The organism is Frankia tisae (assembly GCF_025403405.1).
Classification (GTDB): domain Bacteria; phylum Actinomycetota; class Actinomycetes; order Frankiales; family Frankiaceae; genus Frankia; species Frankia tisai.
This window is the reverse complement of sequence record NZ_JANEZT010000178.1, coordinates 1-13,566: the sequence shown is the minus strand read 5'-3', so window position 1 is coordinate 13,566 and position 13,566 is coordinate 1. Positions and strand designations below refer to the sequence as shown.

General features: G+C 72.9%; 13 protein-coding genes. 9 read left to right on the top strand and 4 right to left on the bottom strand.

What is annotated here, in order from left to right; all coding sequences use genetic code 11:
* Both NBZ85_RS17695 and NBZ85_RS17690 read left to right on the top strand, forming a co-directional pair.
* Nucleotides 1-811: LLM class flavin-dependent oxidoreductase (locus NBZ85_RS17695; protein WP_261562254.1), on the top strand; the 811-nt coding region annotated here is incomplete at its 5' end.
* A 59-nt stretch (nucleotides 812-870) separates the two neighbouring features.
* Nucleotides 871-2,217: an NtaA/DmoA family FMN-dependent monooxygenase gene (locus NBZ85_RS17690; RefSeq protein WP_261557084.1), complete on the top strand. Its 1,347-nt coding sequence runs from the start codon at nucleotides 871-873 to the stop codon at nucleotides 2,215-2,217.
* Between the two features lie 20 nt (nucleotides 2,218-2,237).
* Here NBZ85_RS17690 and NBZ85_RS17685 read toward each other — a convergent pair whose 3' ends face one another.
* Together NBZ85_RS17685 and NBZ85_RS17680 are read right to left on the bottom strand one after the other, a co-directional pair.
* Complete coding sequence (locus NBZ85_RS17685) at nucleotides 2,238-3,293, bottom strand: phosphotransferase family protein (protein WP_261557083.1); 1,056 nt, start codon at nucleotides 3,291-3,293, stop codon at nucleotides 2,238-2,240.
* Nucleotides 3,290-4,504, bottom strand: coding sequence for an acyl-CoA dehydrogenase family protein (locus NBZ85_RS17680; RefSeq protein ID WP_261557082.1), 1,215 nt, complete (start codon nucleotides 4,502-4,504; stop codon nucleotides 3,290-3,292). The genes NBZ85_RS17685 and NBZ85_RS17680 overlap by 4 nt, the downstream gene beginning before the upstream one ends.
* Before the next feature lie 210 nt (nucleotides 4,505-4,714).
* Here NBZ85_RS17680 and NBZ85_RS17675 point away from each other — a divergent pair, with 210 nt between their 5' ends.
* Complete coding sequence (locus NBZ85_RS17675; protein WP_261557080.1) at nucleotides 4,715-5,326, top strand: TetR/AcrR family transcriptional regulator; 612 nt, start codon at nucleotides 4,715-4,717, stop codon at nucleotides 5,324-5,326.
* 36 nt (nucleotides 5,327-5,362) lie between these two features.
* Here NBZ85_RS17675 and NBZ85_RS17670 read toward each other — a convergent pair whose 3' ends face one another.
* On the bottom strand, nucleotides 5,363-7,087 hold the full coding sequence (locus NBZ85_RS17670; protein ID WP_261557078.1) for a class I adenylate-forming enzyme family protein: 1,725 nt from the start codon (nucleotides 7,085-7,087) through the stop codon (nucleotides 5,363-5,365).
* 252 nt (nucleotides 7,088-7,339) lie between these two features.
* Between NBZ85_RS17670 and NBZ85_RS17665 the strand changes: the two genes are divergently transcribed.
* From NBZ85_RS17665 to NBZ85_RS17650, 4 genes are all read left to right on the top strand, one after another.
* On the top strand, nucleotides 7,340-8,467 hold the full coding sequence (locus NBZ85_RS17665; RefSeq protein WP_261557077.1) for an amidohydrolase family protein: 1,128 nt from the start codon (nucleotides 7,340-7,342) through the stop codon (nucleotides 8,465-8,467).
* The gene (locus NBZ85_RS17660) at nucleotides 8,464-9,660 is read left to right on the top strand and encodes a thiolase C-terminal domain-containing protein (protein WP_261562253.1); all 1,197 of its coding nucleotides are present in this window, start codon (nucleotides 8,464-8,466) and stop codon (nucleotides 9,658-9,660) included. The genes NBZ85_RS17665 and NBZ85_RS17660 overlap by 4 nt, the downstream gene beginning before the upstream one ends.
* The gene (locus tag NBZ85_RS17655) at nucleotides 9,657-10,103 is read left to right on the top strand and encodes a Zn-ribbon domain-containing OB-fold protein (RefSeq protein WP_261557074.1); all 447 of its coding nucleotides are present in this window, start codon (nucleotides 9,657-9,659) and stop codon (nucleotides 10,101-10,103) included. The genes NBZ85_RS17660 and NBZ85_RS17655 overlap by 4 nt, the downstream gene beginning before the upstream one ends.
* An 83-nt stretch (nucleotides 10,104-10,186) precedes the next feature.
* Nucleotides 10,187-10,891: a FadR/GntR family transcriptional regulator gene (locus tag NBZ85_RS17650; protein WP_261557073.1), complete on the top strand. Its 705-nt coding sequence runs from the start codon at nucleotides 10,187-10,189 to the stop codon at nucleotides 10,889-10,891.
* Between the two features lie 34 nt (nucleotides 10,892-10,925).
* Here NBZ85_RS17650 and NBZ85_RS17645 read toward each other — a convergent pair whose 3' ends face one another.
* Nucleotides 10,926-11,924, bottom strand: a complete 999-nt coding sequence (locus tag NBZ85_RS17645) for an LLM class flavin-dependent oxidoreductase (protein ID WP_261557071.1) — start codon at nucleotides 11,922-11,924, stop codon at nucleotides 10,926-10,928.
* Nucleotides 11,925-12,125: 201 nt separating this feature from the next.
* Between NBZ85_RS17645 and NBZ85_RS17640 the strand changes: the two genes are divergently transcribed.
* The gene (locus NBZ85_RS17640) at nucleotides 12,126-13,310 is read left to right on the top strand and encodes an acyl-CoA dehydrogenase family protein (RefSeq protein ID WP_261562252.1); all 1,185 of its coding nucleotides are present in this window, start codon (nucleotides 12,126-12,128) and stop codon (nucleotides 13,308-13,310) included.
* Between the two features lie 55 nt (nucleotides 13,311-13,365).
* Nucleotides 13,366-13,566: acyl-CoA dehydrogenase family protein (locus tag NBZ85_RS17635; RefSeq protein WP_261562251.1), on the top strand; the 201-nt coding region annotated here is incomplete at its 3' end.

The following is a 13,566-nucleotide window of genomic DNA, read 5'->3' as shown; positions in this document are numbered from 1 at the left end:
GGCGGACCTGTTCGGTCGGCGGACGATTCCCGGGATCACACCGGCGGACCTGGATCGTCCCGAGGCCGTCGCGCTGATCGCCGAGCTGTTCGACGAGGCGGCCGACTACGTCGAGGTCGTCCGCCGGCTCTGGGACAGCTGGGAGGACGACGCCGAGATCCGCGATGTCGCCACCGGTCGGTTCGTCGACCGGGACAAGCTGCACTACATCGACTTCGAGGGACGCTGGTTCAGCGTGCGCGGGCCCTCCATCGTGCCCCGCCCGCCGCAGGGCCAGCCGCCGGTGACCGTCCTCGGCCACGGCACGGTGCCCTACCGGCTCGGGGCGCGCCAGGGCGACGTCGTCTACGTGACGCCCCGCGATGCCGACGACGCCCGCCGGATCGTCGAGGAGGTCCGGGCCGAGCAGGACGCGGCCGGTCGGGGCGGCGAGACCGTGCACGTGTTCGCCGATCTGGTCGTCCATCTCGCCGACTCGGCGGCCCAGGCCGCCGACAACCGTGCCCGGCTCGACGAGTGGGCCGGCGCCCCCCAGGCCAGCGACGCGCACATCGTCGCCGGGACCCCCGGGGAACTCGCCGATCTCCTGCTCGACTGGCAACCGGCCGGGCTGTCGGGTTACCGGCTGCGTCCGGCGGCCATCCCACACGACCTGGAGGGCATCACCCGGGGGCTCGTCGGCGAACTCCAGTCCCGCGGGGCGTTCCGCACCGCCTACGAGGCCGCCACCCTGCGGGGCCATCTCGGCCTGGCCCGGCCGGCCAACCGCTACGCCGCAGCCGCCGCCACCCACTCCACGGCCGCCGTCTAGCCCGCCGCCGGCCCCCCTGCGCGCACCGGCACCCCTGCACACAACAGCGGAGGACCTCCATGAGCAGGCCGACCAAGCAGATCCACCTGGCGGCGCACTTCCCCGGGGTGAACAACACGACGGTGTGGAGCGACCCCGCGGCGGGCAGCCAGATCGACTTCAGCTCGTTCACCCACCTCGCCCGCGCGGCCGAGCGCGCCAAGTTCGACTTCTTCTTCCTCGCGGAGGGGCTGCGCCTGCGCGAGCAGAACGGCCGCATCCATGACCTGGACGTCGTCGGCCGGCCGGACACGTTCACCGTGCTGGCCGCGATCGCGGCGGTCACCGAACGCCTGGGCCTCGCCGGCACCATCAACTCCACGTTCAACGAGCCCTACGAGGTCGCCCGGCAGTTCGCCAGCCTCGACCACCTCTCCGCGGGGCGGGCCGCCTGGAACGTCGTCACCTCCTGGGACGCCTTCACCGGGGAGAACTTCCGCCGTGGTGGCTACCTCGCGGAGCAGGATCGCTACGAGCGGGCCCGGCGTTTCCTGCGCACGGCCTGGGAACTGTTCGACTCCTGGCGCGGCGACGAGATCGTCGCGGACAAGGACACCGGGCAGTTCCTGCGCGAGCCGCGGCCGGGGGCGTTCGCGCATCACGACGACTTCTTCGACATCAGCGGGCAGTTCAACGTGCCGCGCAGCCCGCAGGGCCGGCCGGTGATCTTTCAGGCCGGCGACTCCGACGCCGGCCGGGAGTTCGCCGCCTCCTCGGCGGATGCGATCTTCAGCCGGCACAGCACGTTCGAGGACGGCCAGGCCTTCTACGCCGACATCAAGGGCCGGCTCGCGAAGTTCGGCCGCCGGCCCGACCAGCTGGTGGTCCTGCCGGCGGCGACGTTCGTCCTCGGCGACACCGACGCCGAGGCGCGCGAGCGGGCCGAGGTGATCCGCCACCAGCAGGTCAGCGGGGCGACGGCGATCCTGTTCGCCGAGCAGCTGTGGAACCGCGACCTGTCGGCCTACGACCCGGACGGCCCGGTCCCCGAGGTCGACCCGCTGCCGGGGGAGAACACGATCTCCAAGGGGCGGGCCAGCGTGCGGATGTTCGACGACCGGCTGGACACGGTGCGTCGCTGGCGCGAGCTGAGCGAGGCGAAGAAGCTCTCGCTGCGCGAGGTGGTCATCGAGGTCTCCGGGCGGCAGTCCTTCATCGGCTCGGCCGCCACGGTCGCCGAGACCATCAACCGGTTCGTCCAGGAGGACGCCAGCGACGGCTTCATCCTCGTCCCGCACATCGTCCCGGGCGGGCTGGACGAGTTCGCCGACCAGGTCGTGCCGCTGCTGCAGGAGCGCGGCGTCTTCCGCGCCGAGTACACCGGCACGACCCTGCGCGAGCATCTCGGCCTGGAGCTGCCCGGCTGAGCCCCGCGCCCGGAGGCGGTTCAGTCGGCGAGTGCGCGCAGGCCGCCCGCGGCGAGCGCCGGCACGGCCTGGCCGACGAGGTCGAAACCCTCTCCGACGGTGTTGCCGGCGAGATGCCGGGCGTGGATGCCCTCGGCGATCACCACCAGCTTGAAGTAGCCGAGTGCCAGGTAGAAGTCCATGTTCACGATGTCCCGGCCGGACTCGCGCGCATAGATCTCGATCATCTCGTCCCCGCCGGGCATCCGGTCGCTCGCCGCGGCGGCCGAGCCGCCGAGCACCGGATCGAAGTCCGGGTCGCGGTAGACGACGGTGAGGCCCAGATCGGCCAGCGGGTCGCCCAGGGTCGCCATCTCCCAGTCCAGCAGGGCCCGCACGGCGCCGATGTCGTCCGGGTCCAGCACGAAGTTGTCGATGCGGGCGTCGCCGTGCACGATCGACGCGTCACTCTCCACCGGCACCGCGGTGTCCAGCCGGGAGTGCAGCGCGTCGAGGTCCGGTAGCGGCCGCGTCCGTACCCTTTCCCACTGCCCCCACCAGCGGTCGACCTGGCGGCGCAGGTAGCCCTCGGGCCGGCCGAACCGCTCCAGCCCGACGGCGCGGTGGTCCACGGCGTGCAGCTGGGCGAGGGTGCGCAGCAGGTTCTCGGCGCAGCGGCGCACGTCGGCGTCGGAGTAGGGGGCCAGATCCGCCCGGCTGCGCAGGACCACCCCGTCGACCAGGGAGACCATCGCGAACGGCACCCCGAGCACGGCGGGGTCGTCGCAGTAAGCGACCGCGCCGGCCACCGGGATCGCGGTGTCGCGCAGCGCGGCCACCACCCGGTATTCGCGCCGCATGTCGTGCGCCGACGGCGTCAGGTTGCCCAGCGGCGGCCGGCGCAGCGCCCAGTGCGCGGCGTCGTCCCACACGTGGTAGGTCAGGTTCGACCGGCCGCCGCTGAGCAGGGTGGCGCGCAGCGGCCCGGACCGGCCGGGGACGGTGGCGTCGAGGTAGGCGGACAGCGCCGCCAGATCCAGGCCCGGCAGGGAGACGAGCCCCTCCTCGGCGCCGTGCGGGGGATCGAGCGCGGTCATGATGCCGACTCGAGGGCGCCGGTCGCCTTCAGCCGCTCCTTGACCGCACGCCGGGCGAGCGCCCAGCGATGGGTCTCCGACGTCCCGTCGTAGATCCGGAAGGCGCGGACCTCGTTGAGGTAGCGGCCCAGCAGCAGGTCGCCGGAGACGCCGGCGCCGCCGCAGAGCTGGATGGCCCGGTCGACGACCCGCCAGATCGCCTCGGCGACGAACGTCTTGGTCATCGCGGTGGACTGCGCCGCGCGCTGCCCCTGGTCGAGCTCCCAGCAGGCCTGCAGGATGAGGCTGCGGGAGGCGGCGATGTCGATCTCCGAGTCGGCGATCATCTGCTGCGCCATGCCGAGCTCGGTGAGCTTGGAGCCGAACAACCGGCGCTGCGCGATCCGGTCGATCGCGATGTCCTGGGCGCGGCGCGCGATGCCGAGCCAGCGCATGCAGTGCGTCATCCGGGCCGGGCCGAGGCGCACCTGCGCGTAGGCGAAGCCCTGGTCGAGCTCGCCGACGATCGCCGAGTCCGGCACCACGCAGTTGTCGAAGATCACTTCGCAGTGGCCGCCGATCATGGCCTGGTCGAGGGTCTCGATGTGCCGGACGATCTTCAGGCCGGGATTGTCTGCGTCGACGAGGAACATGGTCGCGCCGCCGACGGTGCCGACCCTGCCGGAGGTCCGGGCGAAGCAGATCGCGTAGGCCGCGCCGTCCGCGCCGGTGGAGAACCACTTGTGGCCGTCGATGCGCCAGCCGCCGTCCACCCGGACCGCGGTCGTCGTCAGGGCTGCCGGATCCGAGCCGGCCCCGGGCGCGGGCTCCGTCATGGCGAAGAAGGACCGGACCTCGCCGCTCGCGAGGGGGCGCAGGTACCGCTCCTTCTGCTCCTCGCTGGCGATGATCTCGAGCATGTGCATGTTGCCCTCGTCGGGCGCGGAGCAGTTCAGCGCCAGCGGCCCGAACAGGGAGTAGCCGGCGGCCTCGAACACGGGCGCCCGCGCCGTCATGCCGAGCCCGAGGCCGCCGTACTCCCGGGAGACGTGCGGGGCGAACAGCCCGGCGTCGCGGGCCGCCTCCTGCAGCCGCGCGCGCAGCGCCTCCCCGCCGGCGGCGATCACCCCGGCGTACCGCTCCTCCTCCGGGATCACGACATCCCGGACGAAGGCGGTCGTGCGTTCCACGAGGTCGGCGACCTCCGGCGGCTGCGAAAAATCAATGGCCATCACGGTCTCCCGCCTCGGTGCGAGCGCCGACCCCCGGCTGGACGGGTCGGCTGGAAAGGCTAATGCTCAGTAGCCTTGATAGCAGGGGTAGGTGGTGATCCGCCAGTGTTGAGGGAAATTCATGCCTGCTAACATGGTCAAGACGCGGGGGCGATCCGCAGACCCGTGGCTACAGGTCCCTAGTCATAACGGCTTTCGTGGGCGGGATGCATGAGCGGATCGGACAGGGCATTGCTGGCGCGGCCGCAGCTCACCCCGCGGAGGCGGGCGATCCGCGACGCCGCGCTGAGGCTGTTCGCCGAGCGCGGCTACGAGGCCACGACGACGACGGAGATCGGCGCGGCGGTCGGCATCCGGGGGCCGAGCCTGTACAAGCACGTGAGTTCCAAGCAGGACCTGCTGGCCTCGATCATGCTCGACGTGATGGACGACCTGCACGACGTCCACGCCCTCGCCGTCGCCGGTATCGACGACGTCGCGGACCGGCTGCGCCGCGCCGTGGAGGCCCACGTTCGTTTCCACACCCGCCACCGGCTGGAGGCATTCGTCGGCAACCGGGAGATCCGCAGCCTCGACGAGGCCAACCGGGCGGCGGTCGTCGACCGGCGCAGCAGCTACGAGCGGCTCATCCGGGGAATCGTCGAGGAGGGGGTCGCCGCCTCCCGGTTCCACGTGGCCTCGGTCAAGCTCGCCTCCTACGCCCTGCTCGACCTCGGGATGGGGGTCGCCGCCTGGTACCGCGAGGACGGCGACCTGAGCGAGGACGAGATCGTCTACACCTACGGCCGGTTCGCCCTCACCCTGGTCGGCGTGGCCGGCTGACCGCCGCGGCGCGGGCATGCCGCTCGGCGCCACGCATCAGCCACCCGCGGGTTCGCCGATCCCGGTGAGTTCGCCCGTCGCGGTGAGGTGGTGGGCTCCGCCGGCGTGCAGGCCCGCGCGCAGCTCGTGCTTGCGGACCTTGCCCGCCGCGGTCCGCGGCAGGTCGGTGACGATCACGAGTCGTTCCGGGGTCTTCTGCTTCGCGGCGCCGGCGGCGGCGAAGTGCGCCCGCACGTCGTCGAGGCCGAGGACCGACCCCGGGCGCGGCAGGACGAAGACGCAGACCCGCTCGCCGGTGCGGTCGTCCGGTTCGGCGACGGCGGCCGCCTCCGCCACGGCCGGGTGCGTCATGAGCAGGTCCTCGACCTCCTTCGAGGAGACGTTCTCCCCGTTGCGGACGATGATGTCCTTGATCCGGTCGGTGATGGTGAGGTAGCCGTCGGCGTCGACCCGGCCGATGTCGCCGGTGCGCAGCCAGCCGTCGGCGGTGAACGCGGTCGCGTCGAGGGCCGGATCGCGGTAGCCGGCGAACCGCTCCGGGCCCCGGGTGACGATCTCGCCCTCCTCGCCGAGGCCGAGGTCGTGACCGGCGGGGTCGAGGATGCGAACCTCGCTGCCCGGCATCACCCGCCCGTCCGTGGCGGCCCGCCGGTCGAGTGGGTCGGTCGCGTCGCCCGAGCTGATCGTCGGGTGCTCGCTGGAACCGTAGGCCCGGTAGGCGCTGACGCCGGCGCGCTCGGCCCGCTCGACGAGGGTGGGGGACACGCTGGCCCCGCCGACGAGGAAGTCGCGCAGCGGGCCGAGACCGCGAACGTCGCGCTGCGCCGCGTCGAGCAGCGCGGTCAGGTGGAACGGCACCCCCGCGGACGCGGTCACGCCGTGGGCGTGGACGAGCCCGATCGCCTCCGCCGCGTCGAACCGTTCGAGGAAGACGGTCGGCAGCCCGTCGACGAGGGTCCGCAGCAGCACGCTCAGCCCGGCTATGTGCCCGGGCGGGAACAGGTCGAGGTAGCCGAAGTCGGGTTGGCCCGCTCGCAGGCTGCGCAGCGAGGCGACCTCGGCGGCGACCGAGCGGTGGGTGTGGGTGACGCCCTTGGGCGCGGCGGTCGTCCCCGAGGTGTAGACGAGCACGGCGACCTCGTCGAGTGGCCGGGCGCGCGGCGCCAGCGGCGGGGCCAGTTCGACCTCGCGCCACGGCACGCTGCCGGCCGGGGTGCTGTCGCTGTCGCTGTCGGCGACGGTGATGACGTGGCGCAGGGCCGGCAGCGCGTCGGGCGTCCCGCGCAGCTCGGCGATCTCCGCCGCCCGCCGTGTCGGCAGGATGATCGTGCTGGCCCCCGACTGCCGCAGGATGAAGGCGACCTCGCGGATCCCGTAGATGGGGACGATCGGCAGCAGCGCCGCCCCGCACAACAGCACCGCCGCGTGCGCGACCACGCTCTCGGCCCTGCTGGTCAGCTGCAGCGCGACGACGTCCGCCGGGCCGATCCCGCGGGCGGCGAGGCCGCCCGCCACCCGGGCGGCCCGCTCGTGCAGCGTGGCCAGGTCCGTGGTGAACGTGTCGGCCGGACCGCGGAAGACCAGCCGGGTAGCCGGATGGTCCGCCGCGCCCCTGTGCAGCAGTTCGGCGAGCGAGAGCGGTGCGATCTCGGGTAGCGGCCGGACCGGCGTGAGGGACCGCGCCGGGCTGGTGGCCGACGGTGCCCCGCCGGCCGTGGTTGGTTCGACCAGGTGGGCAGGACCAGCGTTCTCCAGGTGCACCGGCGCTCCTCTGGTCCGCGCGAGCGTGGCGGCCGCCACATCGAGGAAAGATATACCTAGTTCACTAGGAGTGCGGGGTGATGGCCCACTGCGCTCGGCCGGGTTGGCGGTTGCGCGCGGTTCTTTCAGGTATCTAAGATAACTACGTCACCCGGGTTGCCCTTGATGTCACCACCGGGTTCCGGCGACAGCACGGGATCCGGGCGGCAGGCACCCGACTTCACGGCGCGACCCATACGGAGGCAGGACGACATGGCGAAGATCTGGGCGAACTCCGGCGACTCGCACTTCCTGGAGCCCGACGACCTGTGGCAGGCGAACCTGCCGCCCCGCCTGGCCGAACTCGTCCCGAGGGCGGTGAAGGACCCGGACGGCACGTACGAGACCGTGTACGTCGACGGCCAGTCGTTCCGCCGCAAGCTCCCGAACGTGGCGGCCCAGGAGTTCCTCGACGAGAGCAGCCGGGCCCCGGGAGCCCGGGACGCCACCCTGCGCCTGGCCGACCTCGACACCGAGGGCGTCTGGGGCGAGCTGGTGTTCCCGTCGCTGGGCCTGTGGAGCTCGTCGTTCCGCACCCCGGAGGTGCTGCGCGAGGCGCTGCGGGTCAGCAACGACTGGGCGATCGAGGCGATCATGAAGGTCTCGCCGCGCCTGGTCCCGACCGCGCAGGTCTCCACGCTGCAGGTCGACGACGCGGTCGCCGAGCTGGAGCGCACCGCCGAGCTCGGCTACCGGGCGGTGTTCCTGCCGACCACCCCGCATCCGCTGGCCGACGACTGGAACCGTGACTCCTGGGAGCCGTTCTGGGCGGCGGCGGAGGCGGCGAACATGGTGCTCGCCTTCCACGTCGGCACCGACCCGATCGACATCGGCTCCGCGCAGGTCGGCGTCGTCTACCGCGGCCCCGGCGGCGCGGTGCTGAACTACACCGAGACGACGTTCTCCGGCCAGCGGGCCGCGATGAAGCTCGTCGCCTCCGGGGCGCTCGACCGTCATCCGAACCTGCGGGTCCTCGTCGCCGAGGGCGGCGCGACCTGGGTGCCCTTCCTCGCAGACCGGATGACCGAGGGCTACCGCCAGCACCACATGGCGGTGCGGCCCAAGCTCAGCCGCAGCCCCAAGGAGATCCTGTACTCGCAGGTGTACGCCTCCTTCCAGCACGACGCCTCCGCCGTCGCCGCGCTGACCGGCATGGGCTACCGCAACGTCATGTGGGGCAGCGACTACCCCCACATGGAGGGCACGTTCGGCCACACCCAGGAGACGCTGCACGGCCTGTTCGACGGCGTGGCGGACGACGTCCGCAGGCGGATCACCGTCGACACGTTCCTCGAGCTGTTCCCGGGCGTCGGTGCGCCGAACGCGGCAGTGGCGGCGTGAGCGCCTCGGGCCCGTTCGACACGGCGATCGTCGGCGTCGGCGCCACGCCGTACTACCGGCGCGGCGGTTCCGCGCCGCAGACCATCACCGAGCTCGCGGGCAAGGCCATCATCGCCGCGTGCGAGGACGCCGGCCTGTCGGTGAAGGACATCGACGGCTTCGCCTACTACTCGGGGGCGGGCGCCGGCTACGGGCAGTCGATGGACACCGCCACGTTCATGGAGACCCTCGGCATCCCCGAGGTGACCTTCTCCGCCGCCCTCACCTCGGGCGGCGGCGGGTCGGCGGGGTCGATCGGCCTGGCCCGCGCGGCGATCCTCGCCGGGGATGCCACCGCCGTCGTCACCGTGATGGCGCTGCAGCAGGTCAAGCAGCGTCTCGGCACGGTCTTCGGTGCGGTCGCACCGAGCCCGGAGAACTCGTTCCTGCAGCCGTCGGGCCTCGTCGGCCCGGGGCATCTGATGTCGGTGCTGGCGCGGCGGCACATGCACAACTACGGCACCCGCCGGGAGGCGTTCGCGGAGATCGCCCTGTCCAGCCGGGAGAACGCACTCACCCGGCCCAAGGCGATCATGCGGACTCCGCTGACGCTGGACGACTACTTCAACGCGCGGATGATCGCCGATCCGCTGTGCCTGTTCGACTTCTGCCTGGAGACCGAGGGCGCCGTCGCGGTCATCACGACCAGCGCGCAGCGCGCGAAGGACCTGCGGCGCGAGCCGGTCGGCGTGGTCGCCGCGGCGCACGGCGGCGTGCGGGAGTGGGGCCGGGCGTTCGCCTGGTACGGGATGCCCGACGAGTACTTCGCCTCCTCCGGGCACGCCCCGATCGCCAGGCGGCTCTACGACCGGGCCGGGATCACCCCCGACGACATCGACGTGGCGCTGATCTACGACCACTTCACCCCCATGGTCCTCATGCAGCTCGAGGACTACGGCTTCTGCAAGAAGGGCGAGGGCGGCCCGTTCGTCGAGTCCGGCGCCATCCGGTACAAGGGCGGCTCGATCCCGGTCAACACGCACGGCGGCCAGCTCTCGGAGGCTTACATCATCGGCATGACGCACATCGTGGAGGGGGTCGAGCAGATCCGCGGCACCGCCGTCAACCAGGTGCCGGACGCGAAGCTCGCGCTCGTCACCGGCGGGCCGGCCGCCCTGCCGGTCAGCGGCCTGATTCTTGGACGGATGGCATGAGCACCCTGACGGCGACCCTGCCGCCCGCCGGCATCCAGATCACCACCGACTCGGCGACCGAGCCGTTCTGGCTGGCGGCGAAGGAGAACCGGCTGGTCGCGCCGAAGTGTGCCGACTGCGGGACCTTCCGGCTGCCGCCGTCGCCGTTCTGCCCGAACTGCCAGTCGCAGAACGTCGACTGGGTGACCCTGTCCGGGCGGGCGACGGTGTACAGCTTCAGCATCGTGCAGGGCCTGCCCGGCCAGCCGGAGCTGACCCTGGCCGCCGTCGTCGTGGACCTGCCCGACGCACCGGGCGCACGGCTGGTGAGCAACGTCGTCGACGCCGATCCGGGCGCGGTCGAGATCGGCACGCCGCTCACCGTCGACTTCGTCGAGATCGCCGACGGCTGGAAGCTGCCGGTGTTCCGGGTCGCGGCCGTCGCCGGCGCCGCCGGCGGGTGAGCGCGAGCGGGCCACGCGCGGGTATCTGACAGTATTGTTTCGCACGCATCACGCTTGGGTGGGGCGCATGGAGCGGGGGGCGCATGGAGCGGGTGGCCGCGCAGAGCACCGCGTCGGCGGTCGCCCACGTGCTGCGCGAGGAGATTCTCAGCCGCCAGGACGGCGACCTCTACCTGGGGCAGGAGGACGAGCTGCTGGCCCGGTTCGGGGTGAGCCGGCCGTCGCTGCGCCAGGCCGTGCGGCTGCTGCAGGCCGAGGGGATCCTCACCGTCCGCCGTGGCCATCACGGCGGGCTGTACGGGCAGCGGCCGGACGCGGCCGGCGTCGCCCACATGGCCTCGGTGTTCCTGCGGACCCGGCGGGCCTCCCTCGCCGACATCAGCGCCACCTACACCCTCATCACCACGGAATGCGCCCGGCTGGCGGCGCTCAACCCGGACGAGGCCGAGCGCCGCCGGCTGCTGACCTTCGTCGAGCAGGCCGCCGGCGGCAGCCAGCGCGACCACGCCCGGGCCCGGGTGCAGTGGGGGATCCTGCTCGCCGAGCTCGCGCGCAGCCCCACCCTGCAGCTGTTCGAGGATGTGCTCGGCTCGTTGTCGCGCTACCCGACCACGCGGCCCCTCCTGCTGGACCCGGACAGCATCGCGCTGGCCTGCGAGCAGTGGCGGCAGGTGGCCGAGGCGGTCGGCGACGGTGACGCCGACACCGCGGCGGCGCTGTCCCGCGAGCACGGCGACGCGCGGGTCCGCTACATCCGCGACCTCCCCGAGGACCTCCTCGGCTGGTGAGCCCCGCCCCCGGGCCCGGCGTGCCGCCGGACGGTCAGGCGGCGGCGGCGCTCATGAGACGCACCGCCGACTCGGCGTAGCGGGCCCGGCGCCGGTCGCTGACCATGAACGCCGGGCTGGACAGGAACGCGAGGTCGGGCAGGGCCTTGCGGGCGGCCAGGCGTTGCTCGGCCTCCTGGAGGTCGCCGCACAGGGCGATCGCGTCGAGCATCTCGTCGCTGACGGCCGCGGCCATCCCCGGGATGTCCCCGGAGCGGAACGCGGTGCGGATCGCGGCCACCTCGTCGCCCCAGCCGTGCAGCTCGACGAGGGTGTCGTAGGTCTTCACCGTGAGGTAGAAGGCGATCTGGAGCCGGGCGTCGCGCCGTCCCCGGTCCGGGTCCTCCTCGTCGACGGCGGTGATGAGCCAGCCCCAGCGTCGCAGCGACTCCGGGTCCCGCCCGGCCGCGGTGGCGCCGTCGTGCAGGTTCGGGCGGATCGTCTCCGTCCACCACCGGTCGGTGAAGACGCCGTGGCCCAGGATGCCGTCGGCGGTCCGCCCGGCGGCGGTCACCATCCGCCGGTTGAACGAGCCGAGCAGGATCGGCACGTCGAGCCGGCCGAGGACGGGGGCGCGGATGTCGGCGTGGATCGGGTAGAACTCGCCCTCGTGCACCACCGGCCGACCGTTCTCCGCGGTCAGGTAGGCGCGGATCGCCCCGACGAGGTCCTCCATCCGCCGGACCGGCTCGCTGGCCGCCGACGCGAACCAGTCGGTGTTCATCCGGTAGGTGCCGGACCCGAGGCCGAGGAAGATCCGCCCGGGAGCGCGCGCGGACAGGTGCCGCAGCGCCGAGGCGTGCACGAACGGTGAGCGGGCGAACGCATAGGCGATGCCGGGCCCGACCAGGGCCCGGCGGGTGGCGGCGACCATCTCGCCCGTTGTCAGGTAGGAGTTCGTGTCGGCGAACTCGCCGGCGCAGAAGGCGGTCGCCCCAGCCTGTTCGGCCAACTCCGCGACCTGCGGGCCCGGCCAGGGAAGTCCCCACTGCACGTCTCGGCACCTCCGCGTCGGGAGCGGGGCACCCCGGCGGCGCCGCGGGCGCCGATCGGCCGGTGAGAACCGCCGCTCCAGTTCTTGTCTTCCTCGCGAACTTAGTAAACCATGTAACCTTGCAGCGATGTTCACGCGGCGGCGTCCGTCGTCCAGGACAGGGCCCACCTGTGGACGCGGTCCGCACAACGAGGAGGAGGCGTGGTGGCAGCGGTGGAGACCGTTGACCGGCCCCGGCAGGGCGAGTTCCTCGGCCCGCTGCGGGAGTTCCTGGCCGCGCACGCGGGCGCGGCGCCCCGTGGTGGCACCGCGCGGCTCACCTGGGCCCGCGCCTTCCATGCCGACCTGACCGACGCGGGGCTCGCGGCCCCGGGGTGGCCGAAGGAGGTCGGTGGCATGGACCTCTCGCTGCCCGACCAGATCGCCTACCACCGGGAGATGACGAGGGCCCGGGCCCCCCGGCACCCGTGCGGCCTGTCGTTCATCGTGGCCCCCACGTTGATCCGCCACGGCACGCCCGCGCAGAAGGAACGTTTCCTGCGCCCCCTGCTGCGCGCGGACGAGTTCTGGTGCCAGGGCTTCTCGGAGCCCGGCGCCGGCAGCGAGCTGACGGCGCTGTCGACGAGGGCCGTGCGTGACGGCGACCACTACGTCGTCACCGGCCAGAAGGTGTGGACCAGTCAGGCGCACCTCGCCGACTGGATGTTCGCGCTGGTGCGCACCGGCGAACCGGGCCCGAAGGGGATCAGTTACCTGCTGCTGTCGATGACCTCGCCGGGGCTGACGGTGCGGCCGCTGCGGGACATCAGCGGCGGAACGCATTTCGCCGAGGTGTTCCTCGACGAGGTGCGCGTGCCGGTCGAGAACCTCGTCGGCCAGGAGAACGAGGGCTGGTCGATCGCGCGCACGAGCCTGGGTCACGAGCGGGCCACGGCGTTCCTGTCGGACGAGTTCCGTTACCGCCGCGTGGTGACCGAACTGATCGCGCTCGCCACCGGGTCGCCGGCCGGGGACGACCCGGTGGTGCGCCAGGGCCTCGCGCGGATGGAGGCGGGGGTGCGCATCCTCGCCTCGAACAGCCGCCGGGCCCTGGAGACGGTGCTCGCCGGACGCGATCCCGGGCCCGCGTCCTCGGTCAACCGGCTGATGCGCGCGGAGTTCGACCAGCGCCTGCACGAGGTGGCGCTGCGGGTGATCGGCCCGGACGCGGTGCTCGGCAACCGCGAGCCGACCGCGCCCGAGGGCGGCCGGTGGACCTACGGCTACCTGATGAGCCGGTCGGCGACGATCGGTGCCGGCACCGCCGAGATCCAGCGCAACACGATCGCTGAACGGGTGCTGGGCCTGCCGGCCCCGCCACCGGCGCCGGGGGTCGGGCGCGGGTGAGAGGCCACGGCGGCGCGGGGCGCCGCGTCGGGGCCGCGGGACGACGAGGAGCGAGGTGAACGTGGACACCACCGAGGCGGAGGGCGAGCTGCGCGGCGCGCTGGCGCGGCTGCTGCGCGAACGCTGCGACATCGAACAGGTCAGGGGGATCGCGGCCGCGCCGGGCGGCTGGGATCGACAGCTGTGGTCGGAGCTCTCGGCCATGGGCGTGGTGGGGCTTGCCGCCCCGGTGGAGCACGGCGGTGAGGGGGCGGGG